The sequence below is a fragment of the Candidatus Cloacimonadota bacterium genome (assembly GCA_019429305.1).
Lineage (GTDB): Bacteria > Cloacimonadota > Cloacimonadia > Cloacimonadales > JAJBBL01 > JAHYIR01.
Map to the genome: position 1 here is coordinate 71,744 of JAHYIR010000007.1, position 19,791 is coordinate 91,534.

18 protein-coding genes are annotated in these 19,791 nt (G+C 37.8%); 10 read left to right on the top strand and 8 right to left on the bottom strand.

From position 1 onward, the window contains the following. Nucleotides 1–163 precede the first annotated feature (163 nt). Nucleotides 164–1,687, top strand: coding sequence for a S1 RNA-binding domain-containing protein (locus K0B81_04890; GenBank protein ID MBW6515940.1), 1,524 nt, complete (start codon nucleotides 164–166; stop codon nucleotides 1,685–1,687). A gap of 80 nt (nucleotides 1,688–1,767) precedes the next feature. Here K0B81_04890 and gcvPB read toward each other — a convergent pair whose 3' ends face one another. Further along, nucleotides 1,768–3,216, bottom strand: coding sequence for an aminomethyl-transferring glycine dehydrogenase subunit GcvPB (gene gcvPB / locus K0B81_04895; GenBank protein ID MBW6515941.1), 1,449 nt, complete (start codon nucleotides 3,214–3,216; stop codon nucleotides 1,768–1,770). Further along, a complete protein-coding gene (gcvPA, locus tag K0B81_04900) occupies nucleotides 3,209–4,552 on the bottom strand; it encodes an aminomethyl-transferring glycine dehydrogenase subunit GcvPA (GenBank protein MBW6515942.1) in 1,344 nt (447 codons plus the stop codon). The genes gcvPB and gcvPA overlap by 8 nt, the downstream gene beginning before the upstream one ends. A 349-nt stretch (nucleotides 4,553–4,901) precedes the next feature. Here gcvPA and K0B81_04905 point away from each other — a divergent pair, with 349 nt between their 5' ends. The 7 genes from K0B81_04905 to K0B81_04935 all read left to right on the top strand — a co-directional run bounded on the left by K0B81_04905 (nucleotide 4,902) and on the right by K0B81_04935 (nucleotide 11,043). Then, complete coding sequence (locus tag K0B81_04905; GenBank protein ID MBW6515943.1) at nucleotides 4,902–5,828, top strand: 3-phosphoglycerate dehydrogenase; 927 nt, start codon at nucleotides 4,902–4,904, stop codon at nucleotides 5,826–5,828. A 69-nt stretch (nucleotides 5,829–5,897) separates the two neighbouring features. Beyond that, nucleotides 5,898–6,548 carry an outer membrane beta-barrel protein gene (locus K0B81_04910; GenBank protein ID MBW6515944.1) on the top strand — a complete coding sequence of 217 codons (651 nt, stop codon included), beginning with the start codon at nucleotides 5,898–5,900 and terminating at the stop codon, nucleotides 6,546–6,548. A 14-nt stretch (nucleotides 6,549–6,562) separates the two neighbouring features. After that, on the top strand, nucleotides 6,563–7,111 hold the full coding sequence (locus tag K0B81_04915; GenBank protein ID MBW6515945.1) for a hypothetical protein: 549 nt from the start codon (nucleotides 6,563–6,565) through the stop codon (nucleotides 7,109–7,111). Nucleotides 7,112–7,126: 15 nt separating this feature from the next. Further along, nucleotides 7,127–7,900, top strand: coding sequence for an NAD+ synthase (locus K0B81_04920; protein MBW6515946.1), 774 nt, complete (start codon nucleotides 7,127–7,129; stop codon nucleotides 7,898–7,900). 29 nt (nucleotides 7,901–7,929) lie between these two features. Further along, nucleotides 7,930–9,192 (top strand): tetratricopeptide repeat protein, encoded by a 1,263-nt coding sequence (locus K0B81_04925; protein MBW6515947.1) that lies wholly within the window; start codon nucleotides 7,930–7,932, stop codon nucleotides 9,190–9,192. A 93-nt stretch (nucleotides 9,193–9,285) separates the two neighbouring features. Continuing rightward, the gene (locus K0B81_04930; protein ID MBW6515948.1) at nucleotides 9,286–10,242 is read left to right on the top strand and encodes an HD domain-containing protein; all 957 of its coding nucleotides are present in this window, start codon (nucleotides 9,286–9,288) and stop codon (nucleotides 10,240–10,242) included. A gap of 15 nt (nucleotides 10,243–10,257) precedes the next feature. Beyond that, the gene (locus K0B81_04935) at nucleotides 10,258–11,043 is read left to right on the top strand and encodes an MBL fold metallo-hydrolase (protein MBW6515949.1); all 786 of its coding nucleotides are present in this window, start codon (nucleotides 10,258–10,260) and stop codon (nucleotides 11,041–11,043) included. Between the two features lie 302 nt (nucleotides 11,044–11,345). Here K0B81_04935 and K0B81_04940 read toward each other — a convergent pair whose 3' ends face one another. The 4 genes from K0B81_04940 to K0B81_04955 all read right to left on the bottom strand — a co-directional run bounded on the left by K0B81_04940 (nucleotide 11,346) and on the right by K0B81_04955 (nucleotide 16,660). Next, nucleotides 11,346–12,437 (bottom strand): iron-containing alcohol dehydrogenase, encoded by a 1,092-nt coding sequence (locus K0B81_04940; protein ID MBW6515950.1) that lies wholly within the window; start codon nucleotides 12,435–12,437, stop codon nucleotides 11,346–11,348. A 113-nt stretch (nucleotides 12,438–12,550) separates the two neighbouring features. Next, nucleotides 12,551–13,651 carry a bifunctional diaminohydroxyphosphoribosylaminopyrimidine deaminase/5-amino-6-(5-phosphoribosylamino)uracil reductase RibD gene (gene ribD, locus K0B81_04945; GenBank protein ID MBW6515951.1) on the bottom strand — a complete coding sequence of 367 codons (1,101 nt, stop codon included), beginning with the start codon at nucleotides 13,649–13,651 and terminating at the stop codon, nucleotides 12,551–12,553. A 24-nt stretch (nucleotides 13,652–13,675) separates the two neighbouring features. Beyond that, on the bottom strand, nucleotides 13,676–14,764 hold the full coding sequence (locus K0B81_04950) for a CehA/McbA family metallohydrolase (GenBank protein MBW6515952.1): 1,089 nt from the start codon (nucleotides 14,762–14,764) through the stop codon (nucleotides 13,676–13,678). 9 nt (nucleotides 14,765–14,773) lie between these two features. Further along, the gene (locus K0B81_04955) at nucleotides 14,774–16,660 is read right to left on the bottom strand and encodes a T9SS type A sorting domain-containing protein (GenBank protein MBW6515953.1); all 1,887 of its coding nucleotides are present in this window, start codon (nucleotides 16,658–16,660) and stop codon (nucleotides 14,774–14,776) included. 407 nt (nucleotides 16,661–17,067) lie between these two features. On the opposite strand from K0B81_04955, the gene K0B81_04960 reads away from it, so the two are divergent. Together K0B81_04960 and K0B81_04965 are read left to right on the top strand one after the other, a co-directional pair. Further along, on the top strand, nucleotides 17,068–17,532 hold the full coding sequence (locus K0B81_04960; protein ID MBW6515954.1) for a hypothetical protein: 465 nt from the start codon (nucleotides 17,068–17,070) through the stop codon (nucleotides 17,530–17,532). A 13-nt stretch (nucleotides 17,533–17,545) separates the two neighbouring features. Then, nucleotides 17,546–18,532 (top strand): hypothetical protein, encoded by a 987-nt coding sequence (locus tag K0B81_04965; protein MBW6515955.1) that lies wholly within the window; start codon nucleotides 17,546–17,548, stop codon nucleotides 18,530–18,532. 87 nt (nucleotides 18,533–18,619) lie between these two features. Here K0B81_04965 and K0B81_04970 read toward each other — a convergent pair whose 3' ends face one another. Beyond that, the gene (locus K0B81_04970) at nucleotides 18,620–19,345 is read right to left on the bottom strand and encodes a DUF4476 domain-containing protein (protein ID MBW6515956.1); all 726 of its coding nucleotides are present in this window, start codon (nucleotides 19,343–19,345) and stop codon (nucleotides 18,620–18,622) included. Nucleotides 19,346–19,456: 111 nt separating this feature from the next. Continuing rightward, nucleotides 19,457–19,791: T9SS type A sorting domain-containing protein (locus tag K0B81_04975; protein ID MBW6515957.1), on the bottom strand; the 335-nt coding region annotated here is incomplete at its 5' end.

Genomic DNA, 19,791 nt, shown 5'->3' on the forward strand with positions numbered 1-19,791 from the left:
CTTTTAGATGGAGTTCCAAATCATCAGTTATCAATTGATATGTTTGTATTATCTGTATCAGTCAATATTGATGGTTGCTTGAGAAAAGTGAAATAAAACTGGACAAGGCAACTTCGATAAAAATAGTGGTTTTCCAAACTAATGTAAATATAAAGAGGTTGTAATGCCAGCAGCATTTGAAGAAAAGGAAAAGCAAGACAAAAAGGTAACTGAAGAAGTAACCGAAGAAGAAACAAAAACCGACGAGGTAGAAGAAAACCCGTCACAAGAAGAAGCCAAAGAGGATTTTGAGCAGATGCTTGAGACCACCTTTATCGATACAAGTAAGATAGTAGAGGGTGATGTAGTAACTGGTAAAGTTATTGCTATCAATGACAACTACATCTTTGTATCTTTAGGTGGCAAAAATGAAGCTTATGCCGAGCGCGATGAATATGAGACCAAGACCGGTAAGTTAAAAGTTGAGATAGGTGATGAGTTACGAGGATTTGTAGTTAAAAAGACAGATTCAGAAATAGTAATTTCCAAGAGTCTCAATCGTAAGTATGTAGATAAAGGCTTTTTACGTGAAGCTTACGAGAAAAAGGTGCCGGTAAAGGGAAAGATGATCAGCACAGTCAAGGGTGGCTTTTCTGTTGAGATTTTAGGTACCAGAGCTTTCTGCTCATTTTCACAGGCAGATATAAGATATATATCAGATCCGCAGACTATGATCGGTCATTATTATGATTTCGAGATTACAGAAATATCTTCTGACATGCGTAATATAGTATTGTCACGCAAGGCTCTCTTAGAGAAAGATCTGAAAGAGATGAAGAAAGAGACGATGGAGAAACTGGAAGTAGGTGCTGTTTTTACAGGTATTGTTAGTAGGATAGCTGAATTTGGTGCTTTTGTTGATCTGGGTGGAATTGATGGTTTGCTCCATATTTCGCAAATATCTTGGATAAAGGTAGATAATCCACGAGATGTAGTCAAGATTGGCGAAGAGATAAAAGTCAAGGTGATAGGCATAGATGGAGAAAAAATAGCCCTCAGTATGAAAGAACTACAACCTGATCCTATGATTAAGGCATTAGAAGATCTTAAAGAAGATGACATTGTCAAATGCCGCATTTTACGTAACGAATCTTTTGGCAGTTTCTGTGAGATCAAACCCGGTGTGGAAGGATTGATCCCGATTTCCGAATTATTACGGGGCAGCAGGGTAAATGATCCTTCTGAAGTAGTAAGTGTCGGTGACTTTGTTGAAGCACAGATAATAAAAATAAACAGAGATGAACGTAAAATTTCTCTGTCATTAAAAGCCCTAAAGGAAGATCCATGGGATTTTATTGATGATAATGTAAAAGAAGGAGACGAAATAGAAGGAGTTGTTGAGAGTATTACAAATTTCGGCGTATTTGTTCGAATTCAAGAAGGTCTCACGGGTTTATTGCCAAAATCGAAAATTACCAGAGGTAGTGTAAAATATGGGGAAGAAGATGTTGGAAAAACAGTCAATCTTAGGGTTCAGCAAATAGATAAACAAAAGAGAAGAATTTCTCTGGAACCTTTGGATATGGCACCATCTACAGCAGAGTATAGACCATCAGGAGACTCTCGTAGTAGAGAAAAACAGGACTGGAAAAAGTATGTTAAGAATGTACAGGAAGTACCTGAAGATAATCCATTCTCAGATTTATAGTAATTAGACTTAACGAAAACCCGCTAATTCTGAGAATTAGCGGGTTTTTTTTATAATTTTTTTTAACAACCGTAAGGACATTACCAATCAAATTTCACATCTAGTTCCCGAGCAGCTTTAACATCATCAACTCTCTTTACCGGCGTCTTAAGAGGAGCAGTTCTAACCTTATCTGGATCCTTCTCACTTTCTTCGGCAATTTCCAGCATTGCCTTGATAAAGTTATCCAATGTTTCCAAACTCTCAGTTTCGGTTGGTTCGATCATTAGGGCTTCCGGCACGATAAGGGGGAAATATACTGTTGGAGCATGAAATCCCTTATCGAGAAGCCGTTTGGCTATATCCAGTGTTTTTACTTCATATTTTTCTTTCTGCCATTTACCACTGGCTACAAACTCGTGCATACAGTAACTCGGATAGGGGACAAAATAGTGTTCTTTTAGTTTTGCAAGAAGATAATTGGCGTTAATAATAGCGTTCTGTGATACTCTTTTCAATCCTTCTTCACCGAGCATCTTGATATAAATGTAAGCTCTGACATAAACCCCGAAATTACCATAATAACTATGAACTTTACCAATAGATGTTTCTTGTATACTATCATCGAGGATATATCTCTCATTATCTTTATTAACTAGGGGATAAGGGAGATACTCAGCAAGTTCTGATGTAACACCAACAGGACCGGAGCCCGGACCACCTCCTCCATGCGGAGTAGTAAAAGTTTTATGCAGGTTAAAATGCATAACATCGAAACCGATCTGTCCCGGTTTGACTATACCAAGTAGAGCATTAAGATTAGCACCGTCAAGGTACATAAGACCGTCAACTTGATGAATAATTTCGGCGATTTCTTTGAATTGGGTCTCAAATAATCCCAGAGTATTAGGATTTGTGAGCATAAAACCGGCTACACTATCGTCGACAAGTTCTTTTAGTGCAGCAAGATCTACTCTTCCCTTACTGTCCGATTTTATCTGGATCGTCTCATATCCAACCAGAGTAGCACTTGCCGGATTAGTACCGTGAGCAGAATCGGGCATAATGATCTTATTTTTATGGGTATTCCCTTTATGCTGGTGGTATGCCTGGATGATCTTTAATCCGGTAAATTCTCCTTGAGCACCGGCAACAGGCTGCAAGGATACAGCAGCAAAGCCGGATATTTCAGCGAGATCTTTCTGCAATTCATACATGATCTCTAAAGCACCCTGCACTGTATCTGGTGATTGCATGGGATGGATATTCATAAAACCGCAATTACGAACGAGTGTCTCATGCAGTTTGGGATTATACTTCATAGTACAGGAACCGAGTGGGTAGAAACCCTTTTCAATACAATGATTCATATTGCTCAGCTCAATAAAGTGCCGCATAACATCTAGTTCACTAACCTCAGGCATTTTTAAATTTTGTTGACGTTGATATTTCTGAGGAATACAGTCGGATAATGTCAGATCAATATCATTTTTTGGCAGGGTATATCCCTTTCTTCCCGGAGAGTGTTTTTCAAAGATCGTCTTAGCCATTGTTAACCTCCTTCAGAGCATTTACGAACTCATCTAACATTGCTTTACTCTTTTTCTCTGTAACGGCAATCATCATAGCGTTGGCATAACCGTAACGTTCCATATCTAAACCGGTGAAAATACCTTGAGGTAGGAGTTTCTTGTTAATTATTTCCGGTTTGACAGGGGTCTTAACGACAAATTCTTTGAAAAACGGTGCCTTGAACATTAGTTCAAATCCGGATATTTTAGCTATTTCCGAAGCCAGATAGTGAGCTTTGGTTGTTGATTGGCGTGCTACTTCAGCTAAACCGCTTTTCCCCATCAAACACATATATACAGTTGCAGCTAAAGCACACAATGATTGATTGCTACAAATATTTGATGTTGCTTTTTCACGGCGGATATGTTGTTCCCTTGCTTGTAATGTCAGAGCATAAGCCCTGTTGCCATCTTTATCGGTTGTACCACCAGAAATTCTGCCCGGCATTAATCTTGCCAAACTCATTTTAGTGGCAAAAAAACCTAATAGAGGACCACCATAAAACTGGCTATTTCCTAATGCCTGCCCTTCGCCGACCACGATATCAGCATTGTATTCCGCCGGAGCATTCATGACAGCCAACGATATCGGATCAACGGCTACAATAAATAGAACATCGTTTACTTTTCTGATCGCCTCTTCGATACGAAAGGCATCTTCTATGTTGCCAAAGAAATTTGGGGTCTGCATGACTACGCAACTGGTCTGATCATCTATCAGGTTTTCTAATTCGCCATAGCTAACAAGTCCGTCTTTAACTGGAACAATTACCAGTTCAATACCTATACCGGTTACAAACGATTTGATAACTTCCAGATAGGTAGGATTGATTGTACCAGCAATGATTGCTTTTTTTCTTCTGTTTTTTCTTACAGCCATAAGGATCGCTTCAGCTGCTGCAGAAGCACCATCATACATACTGGCATTAGCGATCTCCATGCCGGTAAGATCACAGATCAGTGTTTGAAATTCATAAATATGTTGCAAAGTACCCTGACTGACCTCTGCCTGATAGGGTGTGTATGAGGTATGAAACTCCGGTCTGAGAATTATATGATCAACTGCCGCGGGAATATAATGATCATAAATTCCACCACCTAAGAAAGAATTAACCTTACAGGTTGAAATGTTTTTATCGGCAAGACGGGCAATCTTCTTGCTGATTTCCCATTCTGAGTAGGGCTCCTCTAAATTCATTGCTGCTGTCTTACGGAATTGTTCGGGGATGTTAGCAATTAACTCTTCAAAGGAAGAAACACCGATATCCTGCAGCATCTTTTGCCGTTCTTTATCTGTATTGGATATGTATGGCATAAAGAACTCCTTATTCATGTTTTTAATTATGTTCTTGAAAATATAGCTCTCTGTTTTTGTCAAGCAAAGCGAATAGATAGGTTTTAGGTCTTAGGAGATAGATTTTAGCCAAAAGAAAAAATAAGCATAGCAAATAGAGGAATTCTGATGTTATAGTATTTAAGAAGCTATTTCTAATCTCTTCAAACGGTTTTATATAGGACAAAAGACAGGTTGAAATCATATAAGATTTCTTAATTTCTTGGCACCTAACACCTAACAACTGACACCTATTTTTGAAACAACAATATACTTGACCAAAAAAACAAAGATTAAGATAATGAATACAAATAAAAACCTTGGAGGAACCATGTCTAAGAAAATCTTAGTAGCTACGGAAAAGCCGTTTGCACAGGCAGCTATTGATGAAATCAGCAAGATCATCAGTAATGCCGGATATTCGCTTGTATTGTTGGAAAATTATCAGGAAAAAGAAGAGCTAATTAATGCTCTGTCTGATATTAATGCCGTTATTGTACGTAGTGACAAGATGACTGCGGAAGTCATAGAGAGAGCTCCTCATCTGGAGATAATAGTTCGTGCCGGAGCAGGTTATGATAACGTTGATCTGGAAGCGGCAACCAAGAAACAGATAGTAGTAATGAACACCCCGGGTCAGAATTCCAATGCTGTAGCGGAATTAGCTTTCGGTATGATGCTATATTTAGCACGTAAAGGTTACACAGGTAAGAGTGGCACAGAGTTACGCGGCAAGAAGCTAGGTATTCACGCTTATGGTAATGTTGGAAAATATGTGGCGCTAATAGGAAAAGGGTTTGGCATGGATATCTATGCTTATGATCCTTTTGTTCCTGAAGATGTCATTGTTAAAGAGGGGATTAAGCCGCTAAAAACAGTAGAAGAATTATACAGCAGTTGCGACTACATATCGTTACATTTACCGAAAACTAAAGACACCGTTGGTTCAATCAATTCTAATCTAATGTCTAAAATGAAGAAAGGAGCGGCTTTGATCAATACAGCGAGAGCCGAAGTTATCTCCGAACATTGTCTGTTACAAATGTTTGAGACCCGACCTGATTTTAAATACGCATCCGATATAGCTCCTGAAGTAAAAGAAGAGATTGCTACTAAATATGAAGGTCGTTATTTCTTCACCCCTAAAAAAATGGGTGCTCAGACTGAAGAGGCAAATATTAATGCCGGTATAGCAGCAGCTAAGCAAATAGTAGCTTTCTTTCAAAGCGGCGATAAAACTTTTCAAGTAAATAAATAATCGACCCTCAGAGTAAGGATTACCATTGGTTGTCCTTACTCTTTTTCTTTTCAAAATCAAGGAGGTTTTGTGAAAAGAAGTTTATTGATTTTAGCATTGAGCATCTTTTTAATACCCGCTCTGTTTGCTTCTCAGAGCTTGAATGTCCGTTTGGGTTTTCTGGCTCCCTCGGGAGCGAAGACCGGCATCTTTCCGGGTTTATCTTTAGGATATAACGTCGATAATATTGTGGAAATGGGTCTAGGGCTTGATTACTATTACAGCAATGACCGAGAAATGAAAACTATAAATGTTCCTGCAGAAACTGATAGATTAGATGTTGAACCGAGAATAGTCGGTTCCGATTTGACTACATATTATCTTCCCTTAATGGCGACCTTGAAAGTCGGAATACCGGCTGATCTTCCTGTTATTCCTTATGGAGGTGTCGGTTTAGGTTGGGGACTTCTCTGGGAGAAAGTTTTTGTTGCTGCAGGTGATGAAGATGAATCACCTAGCGAGGCGATTGATGAAGTTAATTTTTATAATGGCTTCAACTGGATGATCCAATTAGGAGCAAAGTATCCCCTTAGTACGAATATCAATGTTTATGGAGAAGGGTTTTACAACGGTGGAGTAATGAAAAAGAACATTCAAAAAGATGCTTTGGGGATCACCTGGGATGAAGTAAAAATGTCCGGTATCGGTCTTAGAGCTGGCTTAGAAATTCGCCTTAAATAAACAATACTACTTAAATGGACTATCTGTTAGATCCGAGTCAACCTATACTGCCTCAACTATTAAAGGAAGTTGAGAAGGAAATCGGTATATCTCATCCGGAATATCTCATTGTTGCATCTTCTAAACCAGAGTTAGCTGAGAGTTTTCTGTTTCCTGAAATTACCACTCTCTTTGTCTTGAGTCCGGAATACCAAGAATTATCAAATGACGAATTCATTGCCTTACAGCAGGATTTAGAGAACAAGAATATCAAGCTTCTTAAAGGGAAACACTTGATCAATGAAGCACATCATTCTTCTTCTCAGCGATACCGGACACTATTTCCTATGGAAGTAATGGCTGCAACTCTAGCAAATCTTCCTGAGAGCCTGAAACATTGTATCGAGAATGCTGTCTGGGCAGTAGACAAAAAGTTCATCCCAACCGGTTCACTGGTAATTTCAATTGCCGGTACCAACGAGATACCTGATACTGCAGTATTAATAGAGCCGAAACAGAGCAAGAACATGATTGATTCACATATTTTAAAGATAATCTGTCACCCCTATCAGGAAGAATTTTAAGAGAAAAAGTAAGTTATGAGAGAAATTGATTTAGAGCAAGAGAAGACTAAAATTATCGAGTTTATCAGAAATTACGTTACCAAAGCCGGCAAAAATAAGGTTGTCTTAGGTTTATCAGGGGGGATCGACTCTTCTGTTATTGCTGCTTTAAGTGCCGAAGCATTGGGTAGTAGTAATGTCCATGCGATTATATTACCTTTTCGTACTACAAAGACGGCAAATGTGCATGATGCGCTGAATCTGGCAGAAAAACTTCAGATCAACCATGAAATGATCAGTATCACCCAACTGGTAGATTACTATTTCTCTGAGTATGAACCGGATGCATCTCTAATCAGAAGAGGAAACTTCATGGCTCGGATCAGGATGTGTATTCTGTACGATTTCTCTGCAGCTCATGATGCTCTTGTTGTTGGTACAGGTAACCGATCTGAGCTTCTGATCGGCTATACAACACAATTCGGAGATAATGCCTGTGCTTTTGAACCGATAGGACATCTTTACAAGACTGAAGTCCGTCAATTAGCTGCTCATTTGAAATTAGATAAGAGATTGATCGAAAAAGCCCCCTCTGCTGATCTCTGGAATGGACAAACAGACGAAGATGAGATCGGACTTAGTTATGATATCCTGGATGAGATCTTATATCTCCTGTTTGATAAGAATGCTGCACCGGAAGATATAGTTCTACAAGGTTTTAGTGAAAATGATGTCAGAAAGGTACTGAATTTATATAGAAATTCAACCTTCAAACGGAGAATGCCGCAATTAATGGACGAAGAAGATTAAGAATTAAACTTAAAAAGAGGTAAACCGATTTGAGTATAAAGATTGCCGAAGCACACAAAATTTGTAAACTCTGTGATAATTATCGGGCACAGCGCTATTGTCCAAGAAAGGGGAAAGATATTTGCTGGATATGCTGTAATGGTATGCGGACAGATCGTAAATGTCCTAATGAATGTGCCTACATAATACAGGAAGAAGGAACAACAATCTTTACAGAGATACCCAAGAAGGCAAAAGTAGATTCTATAAAGGAATTAAGTGATCTAACAAAGCGATTCTTTGATATTTGGTGTGCAACTCCAGCTGAAAGTTTTGCCGGACAGATACCGCTTGAATTGACTGAAACTAAAGAGGGTAAGCAATCCCTGATCAATTACTTATCAGCTGTCAGGGAATATCTCATCTTGCCTAAAAGATATTTAGAAAAGAAGTTAAAAATCGAATTCACCAACAATAATGATTTGAATGAACAAACAGCAAAAGCCAAAGAAAATCTACGAAATCAGATAGAATATGAAAAAGTTGCTGAAAATTATATTGATTCACTCATAGCTCATGATTGGAACGAATCCATTAAATACTTATACGGAAAAGACAAGTATAATGAGGAACTCTATAACAACAACTACATCTCCCGGCGTCAAAATAATCGGTTATTAAAAATGATCTCTAACCATCATCTACTGATCTCTGCTATTTCTGAGAACAGAAAAGAGGCATTGGTCTATTTTGAAATCAACAATAAGTATGATCTAACAGTGACCTTGGGGATCAAAGAGAGTAAATGGCTCGTTAAGGAGCTTATTATTGGCAGCCCGACTTTCTATTATGGAGAAAGAGAAGCCATCATCCTCATCTCGGGATATATCTCTCAACAGGAAATGACAAAAGCAAAACAATATCTCGACAAATATCAAGAAATCCTTATCGATTCTCCTGATTTGCATTATCTAAATGGTTTGTATTATTTATTGATGAAAGATTATGCTACGGCTTTGGCTCATTATTTAACCGCAGTGGAACTTGATCCCGAGTTCTATGAATATAAATATAATTTGGCTCTTGTCTATCAGATGCTCCAAAAATATGAGATTGCCAAGAAACTCTACCAAGAATTATTACAGAAGAAGAATGATGATATCAATGTCTTGAATAATCTCTCTGTCATCTATGAAGCAGAGGGTAAGCAGGAAGATGCTTTGCAACTCTTGGAAAAGTGCCTGGAAATAGATCCTCAATCTGAATTAGCACAAAAGAACATTGATCGAATTAAGGGTCAAACTAAGAGCTAGAATACTTTATTGATCAAGAAGGAAGAACAGGCAGAAATATGCCTTAACTTCAGCTTTAATAAAAAGTTAAACAAATAAAGTTAGGAAACAAAGATGGAAAGAATAACCATTCGTGAATTACCCCAATATCTGGGAAGAGATATCGTCAGCTACTTTCTTGTACAGGAGAAAGAGCTAAAACAGGGTGTAAAGGACTTCTACATTCGGATGAGATTAGGAGATGAAGGGGGTTCGGTTAATGGATACATCTGGACTAATGCCCAGCAGAGCAATGAGCTTTTTGAAGAGGGAGATATCATTAAGATCAAGGGCATGGTAAAGGATTACAAGGGACAACTACAGATCGCAATTAATAATCTCAGGGTTGCTGAAGAGAATGAATACGAATTAAAGGATTTTATCCCTACTACCTCTAAAGATATCAACCAGTTGGCTGATAATCTCTTTGCCTATATCAACGGTATTGGCAACGAGTTTCTCAAGAAACTTCTCCTTTCTATCTTTGAGGATCAGGAATTTCTGGCAGATTTTATCAAATCGCCTGCTGCCAAGAATTGGCATCATAATTACGCCGGTGGTTTATTAGAGCATACCATAGCCGTGGCAATTATCTGTGACTTTGTTGCTCATCACTATCCAGTTGACAAAGATATTTTAATAACCGGTGCTTTATTACACGACATCGGCAAAGTTCATGAATATAATATGAAAGCTGCCATTGATTTTACTAACATCGGTCGATTGGTAGGGCACATAAGTATCGCTGATGAAATTGTTACCAAGAAAGCTGCCAATATCGATGCCTTTCCGGACGAGTTATTAATGAAAATCAGACATCTTATTCTCTCCCATCACGGTGAATACGAAAAGGGGGCAGTTAGATTACCACAGACTATTGAAGCAGTTGTACTTCATTATGCTGACAATCTCGATGCCCAAACTACCGGTGTGATGCAACTGATAAATGCCGTACAGGACGAGAATGCCGAATGGACTGAGTATGATAAACTAAACAATAGATATATCTATATTAATAAAGAAGATGAATAACTCATAAGAGTACCTATGTTTCAAACAGCAGTATTAGCGAGTGGCAGCAAAGGGAATTGTATTCTTGTCAGAACAGAAGAGACCGAACTACTCTTCGATGCAGGTTTAAGCTGGCGACAGACACAAATAGCCCTGCAACATTTAACACTTTCCCATGAAAGAATCAAAGGGATTGTGATCAGTCATGAACATAGTGATCATATACAAGGTGTCGGAGTTATCTGCCGCAAGTTAAAGATCCCTGTCTATATTACAGAACTTACCTACTCTGCTTCTTTAAGACGCTTTGAGAGAGTAGATTCCGACATAATTTTTTTCAGAGCAGGTGATTATCTCGAGATCGGTGATCTGGAAGTTCATCCCTTTCCCTCTTCCCACGATGCTATTGATGCCTGTAATTTTACTATCCGGAAAATCGGAGACCCTGATCGTAAATTAGGAATGGCGACTGATCTTGGTTTCAGTTCTCAGATGCTGCTCGAAAAGCTCAAAAACTCTACTACTCTGATCTTGGAGAGTAATCACGATATGAGAATGTTGATGGAAGGACCATACACATGGCCACTTAAACAACGCATTAAAAGTATTAACGGACACCTCTCTAATGATCAGGCAATTGGAGTTCTAACCCAGATTTTTCATTCCGGTCTACGCAACATAATTCTAGCCCACTTAAGTGAAGAGAACAACCACCCCGCCATAGTTGAAGACCTTATGAATAACTTCATAAACAACATCAAAGCTCAAACAAAGATCAATGTCTCCTTTCAGAACAAACCTACACCATTGATAGATGTATAGCGTGTAAAAAAAAGTTAGATCATACAAAGTAATCAAAACTACTTAGATTGAACAAAATTAGATTAGTCATTCCCTATCATCTTACCAACTGATCAATTAACAAATATATAACTATGATCTACCATAAGGGAGGAGCGTAGTCGGCCACCATCCGACTACGCTCCTTCCTTATGGTAAGCAATGGATATTGTTTAAATGCCAGGAGTTCATTTCATACAGAACAGCTACGACAACAGCAATGCTTAACTTCTTATTGATAAAATAGTTAAATGTAGTTACGATTAGTTATAGTCATCTAATAGCTATAATCTGTGGAGGATAGCTTTGATCTCATCTTGAGATATTTTTAGAGTGTTCTGTGCCATATTTCTGCTTCCCATAATTTCAATGGATGCGTGTTCTATAAAATCTTCAGGAAGATTGAGCTTTGTCTTGGGGAGCCATTTATTCAACCAATGATAAAAGGTGTCTCGTGACATACCAAGATATCTGAAGAGAGAGATCAACTCATTTTCAATAGCAGGATGATATAATTCCATTATTTGTTGCATAACTATTCCATTTGCCAAACCATGAGACAGTCCATAATGTGTTGTTAAAGGATAACCAATCGAATGTTGCAGAGTGGTGCTGCTTTGAGCAATGACAAAACCACCGTATAAAGAAGCAGACATCAATTTTTCACGGAAGTAAAAATTCTTTGGATCACTCAAAGTAGGTTGCAGATTATCAATGATGGTTTTAATACCGTTGAAAATAAGTGGAAAAAGGAAATCGCAGCGTTTTTTAGAATAAATGCCTTCCAGTAGGTGACTTAAGGCATCTAAGGCCGTATCAATAGTCACTTTTTCCGGTAAACTGAAAGTGTATTTAGGGTCACAAAAAGTTAGTGCAGGAAACATGAGAGGATTACCAAAACCTGCTTTCTTCTTTTGCTCTCTATCTGAAACTACACTGTAAGGGGTGACTTCTGTACCTGTTCCTGAAGTTGTTGGGATGGCTATAATAGGGAAAGCGTTCTTTATCTTCTCTGCTTCATAGATCTCTCTTTCTTTCAGGTTATTCGCAGCAATAACTGAGATTGCTTTTGCTGCATCTATAGGACTTCCGCCACCAATGCCTATTACGAAATCGCAGTTTTGTGCTTTAAAGATTTCAGCTCCTTTATGAATTATTTCTAATTCGGGATTTTCTTCGATCTCTGCGTAATGATGGAAAGTAAAATCTAGAGTATATAATATCTGCATTAGTTCAGGTAAGGCACCTGAAAGTTGAGCAGAGCTTCTTCCGGTAACAATTAAAGGTTTGGTACCAATTTTTTTTAGAAATTCTCCTGATTCTTGCAGGCAATTTTTTCCCCAAAAGATCTTGGTTGGCATAAAATACTTTATCATTTTAGCACCTCTTAAGATTTTTAAATAGTTAAAGTCCGCCAAAAACTAAATAAGTCAACAATTTACGTATACATAATAAAGCAATTATTGTTATACTTGTCTTTCTATTTGAATTATTCCTTCATGATATATCCGATGATGAGTAGATCATCTCCTACTGTTTCTACTTTGTCAATCTTGATATTGATTGCTTCAGCAAGAGTGTCAATACCTAACTCATCAAAGACCGAATTTTTCCCACCTAAAATCTTAGGAGAGATAAAGTAATATATCTTATCGACTAACCCGGCTCTCAGAAAAGAGCTGCAAAGTTTCTGTCCTGCTTCGATCATAAGGACCGGTAATTCCAATTTATTCAGTTCTTCTATAAGAGCTGGGAGAGAGAGGTATTCATAATTAACTGCCGGAAGTGACTTTACTTGCACTCCCTTTAAGGTAAGCATTTGCTCTGTATTATAATCAGTATGATCCTCACTTTTAAAAACAATGGTTGGGATTTCTTGTGCTGTGGTAACGATCTTTGATTCTAAAGGAATTCTTAACCGACTATCCAGGATAATCCTCAGTATCGGTTCTGATTTACCATCCAACCGTACATTCAAAAGTGGGTCGTCACTGAGTACAGTATCAATCCCTGTGATTATAGCTCCTGCTTCTCTGCGTAAAAGGTGGCTATATTCACGAGACTCGGTAGAACTTATCCACTTGGAATCACCAGCATCAGTTGCGATCTTTCCATCGAGTGAAACTGCATTTTTCATAAATATGAAAGGTCTCTTCTTTCGCCGGTATGTTAAGTAATATTCCAGTTGCTTCTCGATCTTCTGCTGCCAAAAGCCATCCTGAACTTCGATACCGGCAGCTCTTAATTTCTCAAAACCTTTTCCGCTTACTAAAGGATTGGGGTCAATTATGCCAGCATAAACTTTTTTTATTCCTGCTTTAATAATTGCGTCAGTACATGGTGGAGTTCTACCTTGATGACAACAGGGCTCTAAAGTAACATATAACTCTGCACCGGCAGTAGATTCTCGAGCATTAAGGATAGCTTCAATTTCAGCATGGTTCTTGCCACATTTTTGGGTAAAACCTGATCCGATTATGCGGTTATCCTTTACCAATAAAGCCCCAACAAAGGGATTGATCCCGCATTTACCCCGTCCCTGTTCTGCTAATTCATAAGCTTGCTGAAAGAACGATTCTTTGAATGACATTTTATCAGAAATCAGATTAAAAATCTAACTATTGCTATTTTTTATCACATATATATTGTTGGTAATTATCCAGCTTGCTCCGAAACGTTCTATCTGAAGCCGATAATACCCTGATGAAGTGATCGAGAATGATCCGTAGCTATTATTTTGCTGAGCTTGAACATAGCCATCTTTATAGAGCTTAACGGAACAGTTTTTTGGTAACATGTAAAAAAACTTCAGATTCTTTTGCCATTCAATTTCTTCTCCGAAACTTACACCATCGCCAGCATCATTAGCTATAGCTGCATAAAAATTGTATGGATTGCCTAATGTATAATTAACAACATAACTATTGCCATTCTTCAGGGCATTAAGAATGCTGTCATTACTCAGTTTAACATCTTCGCTAAGAAGAACATTAGTTCTAATTGTACGGAACAGGAATTTATGAGTTAAAATTCTAAATCGGAAAAAGAGTGCTTTGTAATTAGTACCGTGAGCGTCTGTACTACCAATAGCAGCGATTCTGAGACCTTTATTGTTTAGATTATCCCAAAGAATAAGGTTTTCCCGAAAAGGATTTCTAACAAACCAGTTAGGGAAAAGGAGAAGAAATATTCCATTACGTCGAGGATGTAGTTTGGAGAGCCAACTTGATGAATAATTCCAGATCTCCAATCCATCTACTTTTTCCAAAAGATCGATCTTTGCCCAAATATAAAGCGGATAGTCTTTACAAACTCGTTTCTCATATGGATGAGCGGCGAAGATCACTCCATCCTCATTCTTTATCAGATCAATATATTCTTCGGTAGATCTATTATTTTCATGGAATTTACTACCGAAAGTCAAGAGATGATGATACTCCTCAGAATCGTTTAGTTCAGCCCCTGCTAATAAGAAGGGTTCATAAGCCCTTTCTTCTTTGAACTTATGCAAAGATCGTTTGATTTCTTCTTCATCGGGTAAAGCATGATGATCATTAATAGTGAGATAATCAAGCCGGTTCTTTATTGCTGCCTGCAGGATAGTATCGAGAGTAACATCGCAGTCGTATGATGAGTTACTATGGTTATGGATTACTCCTGTCAATTCGGTATAGCGGCGATTAAGAATATTAACTGTACGCATTAACGGTTTCTACTTCAATACAACAAATTTCTGATATAAAGAGAATCTATGACCTTGGAAATCATGAAAATCTGCTTTTACAAAGTAGATACCACTACCAATATCTCTTCCGTTAGCTGCAATCCCGTCCCATTTCATCTCTGTTTTCGAATCTTGTACCTTGTCAGACAATTCTTTTACCAATTGACCCTTGATATTATAGATTTTAACATTTATCTCTTGGGTTGACTTTGTCCCTTCAAAGTGAAACATCAAAAGATCATTTTTTGTGAGAGGATTGGGGAATAAGCTCATTGTTGGTTGAACAATTTCGGAATAAAGATCATCATCTACCGAAACGACAAGCTCAAATTCATCCAGTCCCCACTTACCCAAATAATATATGTCTTTCTTTTGGCTATTCTGTAGCCAATAGACTACATCAAAGTGAGCAAAATTTTCGACACTAATTTCCCAATAAATTGGTTCTATGGTTTGTAAACTATATCCCCAGAAAAAGCTCTCTTCATACCCAAACCCGAGATTAAGAGCACCGGCAGATTGGTATCTATGGAGATGAATCAGATGAGAGCCGGGTATATCAGGATTATTCTTTTCAACTAAAGCAATGAACAACTTTAGATTAGCAAGATTATCAGCAAAAATAAATGTACTGTCATTTCGCATATCAAACCTTACTTGGATCACTAGATCATTGGGATCAATTGTATTTTCCACGCTTTCGCTTAATGCTGAGATGAAAGTTTTTTTAGGAAAATTATCAGCTAAGATATCAAGAACAAGATCAGAATACTCAGCAGAATATCCGGCAATATTACTTTTCCCTTCAATCACAGTGAAAGGATAACCCGATAAGCGGTAATAATCTTTCTGCAGAGCAGCATCTGGGCTATAATAAGGTTGATCATCCGGATGAAAGAAGTAATTCAAAAAAAATAAAGAATCAGCAGCCAGTGTTTGTTGGTCATTAATGATATTCATACTTGCCTGATGATCTGAACGGATAAAATTCTCTATCAGATATTTATCTCTGTTGTTGGGGAAGATATTGAACGAATAGCTAATTAGATTATTATTAGGATAGAGATCTCCATCGTACTGTAATTCAGCTTGGAGATTAAATTGAGCGTGATTACCCGGAAGACGGTATGAATATACAGGTTCTGTTACAGTTACTAAAGTATCAGCTCCCGCAGCAAGGTTCAACTGTAGAGGATATGTTATGTTCCAGGAAGGCATTTCTGGATCAGGATTATGAAGTTGAATATTGATGCCGACCAAATCATCTACTGTTGATGATGAATTGTTTTTAACTCTGAATTCCGGAAAAACTGTGGCACCGGGATTAAGATTACCAGTAAGATCGAAAGATAAAAGTTCCAGATCATTTCCATCAAAATGCATCGTACCAGATATCGAGATTAAAAGCTCAGAGACTATATTTGTCTCAGCCATATTGGCAAAATAGCCGGGTATAGGGTCATCTGGTGGAACCCAAAAGTAGCTATGTTCTCCTCCAGTAGCCGATGCAGCCATATATCTGCTAGTAGCATTTGTATCATACTCGATTACAAGCCAGAATATATCTCCGGTAACCTGAAAATTAGTCGGTATATGAAAATTGTTCCAACCCTGAGCAGAAATTGATATATCGTTTATACTAACTGCTAAAGAGTCCAATGGCTGTATAGAATCTTGATAGATCAGGATGTTATAGTTATTACCGGCTTGAGGGAAATAGGTGCTAACGGTTTCAACAGTAAAAGAATCAACACTAGCGATAGTACGTAAGTCAAATTTGACAGCCCAACGATTAGTGCCATACCACAATTGATCTAAGCTGTTATTGTGGTAATAGATCGTTGTCTGTCGCTCTTCTTGACCTATATTACCCATATCAGAAGAAATATAATTTATCAAGTTACCATTAAAGGCTGATAGCCATGTTATTTTTATCAAGCAAAAAAAGCCAAGGCACAGCAATGATAAAACAAATTTGTATCCAGCAGTATTTCTCATATTGATTCACCTGATTACCAAATTATGGTTAGAAAAAACTTGTAAAGTAATATTATTCTTCTCTGAGCTATGGTTCTGTTCCATGACAAGTACCTCATTATATAACCTGACATATTTAACGCCAGAAAGTAATCAGACTTATCAATCTTTTTTTCCTGCATTTGCTAATCAAGTATTATAATGCTCGCTAGAGCGATACTTCAGCCCACATCAATAAGTTCTTTTTTTAGGTTGACAGTCTTTGGCAAGAGCTCCTAAGATTACAAAAGAATATCGGAGGTAAGATGAACATAAAACCAACACTGATTTTATTGATCATGTTAGTAATCATTACAGCAATATTTGCATCAGATCGTCAATCAAGGTACTTAGAAATAACCAATCTGCAATTATTGCCCAATCCATTTACCCCTCATTCGATCCATATCTTTGATGAACAAAATCAAGGTCAGGGGTTACGGATCAGTTTTAAAGTAGAAACTCAAGCGACCTTTGTTTGGGTAACAGGGCGGATCTTTAATATGCGTGGTAATTTAGTAAAAACTATCTCGGAAAGAGAACCAATCCACAGCATGCGAGGACCTGATGATTATGGTGATCCCGTAGAGTTGATCTACTGGTGGAATGGAATGACAGATTTTAATCGTCTAGCTCAAAATGGAAGATATTTCTTTCATCTGAAAGTCAGTGATTCAGAAGCAGAGAATTTCTTTCAGGAAAAAATAGCTACTTTTGTACTGGTGAAGTGATAGAGGTGTTTCCATGAAAAAATCGATCTCTTTACTGATCTTGATCATTTTCCTTATCATACCACTACAAGCTAAAGATAGTAATCAGCAAGCTGCATTTATAGAAGATATCATTGGAGCTCGAGCATGGGGATTAGGTGGTGCTTACAGAACTCTTGTTGATGATGCCAGTGCTTCGATCTGGAATCCTGCTGGTTTAGCTGATCTGAAAAAAGGGAATAGTTTGTCTCTGGAACATCTGCAGTTAATGGATTTCTTCTCTTATTCATACGTGGGATATGCTCATCGTTTAAATAAAAGACTAGTGCTGGGAAGTGGTCTGTACTATTCAGGTGATGATGTTATGTCGGAGTTTGTTGGTTATGCTTCCGTGGCAATGGATGGTGCTGTTATTGGGAATCTTATCTTTTCTGATTCTATTCCTGAGGAATTAGTTAGTATTGGATTGAGTTCCAAAATATTCTATTCTTCGTTTGGCAATAATGATCTCACATCATTACCGGATTACTTAATTGGACATCAGGTCACCGGTTCCGCTCTCGGATATGGACTTGATCTCGGGTTCAAAGTAAGACCTACTAAAAGGGATCATTTTTCATTAACATTCAAGAATCTGCTAAATAATATTAAATGGGATAGCAAAAACAATGCCGGAACAGCACTTGGAAAGTATAGTGAGAATCTACCAGTGACTTCAGCTCTTGGTTATGCCCGGCATCAGAATAATTTTATCATTGCTCTTGATATTGATAAAGGGCTTTATTATGACATAGAGGATAATCTTCATATCGGGCTGGAACTACCATTAAGAAGAGAATTGATCTTAAGGATCGGATATGCTCAGGAACTGGTTACCGCTGACAGTAAAAGACTGGGTTTAGGTGCAGGGATCAACATAGATATGCCCTCTGTTCCCCATCTAAGAGTTGATTTATCTTATCTAATGCATCTAGAATGGGAAGGGCATGATTCCTTGCTGTTTTCTCTTACCTTACAATAAAAAAATGTCAGGTATCAGATAATTCCTGCTCTCATTCAACAGGAAGTATCTCAATACCTGACGATCAAACAATTAAACTGAAATCCTTTATTTACTAATAATCCTCTCAGCTTCTGCCTTATCTGAAGAATAGGTAAAAGCATTGATTATACTATGACCATTTTCAGGATCTGTAACCTTATCGTACATAATTCTTAAAGCCTCTAACTGATCATCAGAGAAAGTCAGAACATTGATCATTCTGACGATCTGATTAACTGAGAAGAAAGAATTTCTTGCGGATAATCTGATCACTCGTAATTGGTCATCAGAAAAACTCTCTTCTCTGACGTTATTGATCAAACGCTCAAAATCGGATTCAGACATCGGGGTTTTTGTTTCCTGAGGTACCCTTTCTACTGGTGTAGGTATAGGAGTTGGTTCTTGAATAGAAGTGGGATCACTGATACCAAGGTTAATGTTTACACCGGTAGAAGTTGTCGTGGTTGAGGTCGGAGTTGTAACTTGTTCGATTTTTATATTGGAGTCGGTTGGTAGTAAAACAAGCAAGGCAAAGATCTCCTCAACTATCTTCTTTGCTCTGGTTTGATCCATTCTGCCTAATTTTGTAAGATAATTGATTTCCAGTTCTTCCAGTTTCAAAGCAATATTGTCAATAATTGTACCTGAATCTGTGTTTCCGTCTTTAACTCTTGAAGATTCGTTGATCTGTAAACTAAAAGATCCTCCCGGTGTAGTAAAAATTATCTCATCAGCTATCAACCAAGAACCGATCAGAAAGATTGCTAGGATCAAGATAGTAGTTTTTTTCATATAATTAACTCCTATTACAATTTTTTGTACTGAAAAGGGTACTAGATATTATCAGTCAAGAAATTTATGACATGTAAAATCATCATAATTCAGAGAATAATAGCTTGGTTTTTATTTCAGCATCAGCATCTTACGGGTAGCTCGATAATCATCAGTCTGTAGTGTATAGAAATACAAGCCGCTTCCGACTAATCTCCCAAGATCATCTTTACCATCCCAGAGAACCGTATGCGGACCATCCTGCATCCGTGTTTCTAATAAACTCTTAACAAGCTGACCACGGATGTTATAGATAAGGATCTTTACTTCACTCTCTTTCCCTAATGTAAAGCTGATCCTGGTCTCAGGATTGAAGGGATTGGGATAATTACCGTGCAGAGCGGTTACATAAGGTACTCCTTCGGGTATCTCTTCTACTGAGGTCATATCGAAGAAGTTGCCGGTTC

Excerpts from the sequence above, each read along its gene's own strand:
- K0B81_04890 (MBW6515940.1), top strand. The coding sequence starts at position 164 with ATGCCAGCAGCATTTGAAGAAAAGGAAAAGCAAGACAAAAAGGTAACT.
- gcvPB (MBW6515941.1), bottom strand. The coding sequence starts at position 3,216 with ATGGCTAAGACGATCTTTGAAAAACACTCTCCGGGAAGAAAGGGATAT.
- gcvPA (MBW6515942.1), bottom strand. The coding sequence starts at position 4,552 with ATGCCATACATATCCAATACAGATAAAGAACGGCAAAAGATGCTGCAG.
- K0B81_04905 (MBW6515943.1), top strand. The coding sequence starts at position 4,902 with ATGTCTAAGAAAATCTTAGTAGCTACGGAAAAGCCGTTTGCACAGGCA.
- K0B81_04915 (MBW6515945.1), top strand. The coding sequence starts at position 6,563 with ATGGACTATCTGTTAGATCCGAGTCAACCTATACTGCCTCAACTATTA.
- K0B81_04920 (MBW6515946.1), top strand. The coding sequence starts at position 7,127 with ATGAGAGAAATTGATTTAGAGCAAGAGAAGACTAAAATTATCGAGTTT.
- K0B81_04930 (MBW6515948.1), top strand. The coding sequence starts at position 9,286 with ATGGAAAGAATAACCATTCGTGAATTACCCCAATATCTGGGAAGAGAT.
- K0B81_04935 (MBW6515949.1), top strand. The coding sequence starts at position 10,258 with ATGTTTCAAACAGCAGTATTAGCGAGTGGCAGCAAAGGGAATTGTATT.
- K0B81_04940 (MBW6515950.1), bottom strand. The coding sequence starts at position 12,437 with ATGATAAAGTATTTTATGCCAACCAAGATCTTTTGGGGAAAAAATTGC.
- ribD (MBW6515951.1), bottom strand. The coding sequence starts at position 13,651 with ATGTCATTCAAAGAATCGTTCTTTCAGCAAGCTTATGAATTAGCAGAA.
- K0B81_04950 (MBW6515952.1), bottom strand. The coding sequence starts at position 14,764 with ATGCGTACAGTTAATATTCTTAATCGCCGCTATACCGAATTGACAGGA.
- K0B81_04955 (MBW6515953.1), bottom strand. The coding sequence starts at position 16,660 with ATGGGTAATATAGGTCAAGAAGAGCGACAGACAACGATCTATTACCAC.
- K0B81_04960 (MBW6515954.1), top strand. The coding sequence starts at position 17,068 with ATGAACATAAAACCAACACTGATTTTATTGATCATGTTAGTAATCATT.
- K0B81_04965 (MBW6515955.1), top strand. The coding sequence starts at position 17,546 with ATGAAAAAATCGATCTCTTTACTGATCTTGATCATTTTCCTTATCATA.
- K0B81_04970 (MBW6515956.1), bottom strand. The coding sequence starts at position 19,345 with ATGAAAAAAACTACTATCTTGATCCTAGCAATCTTTCTGATCGGTTCT.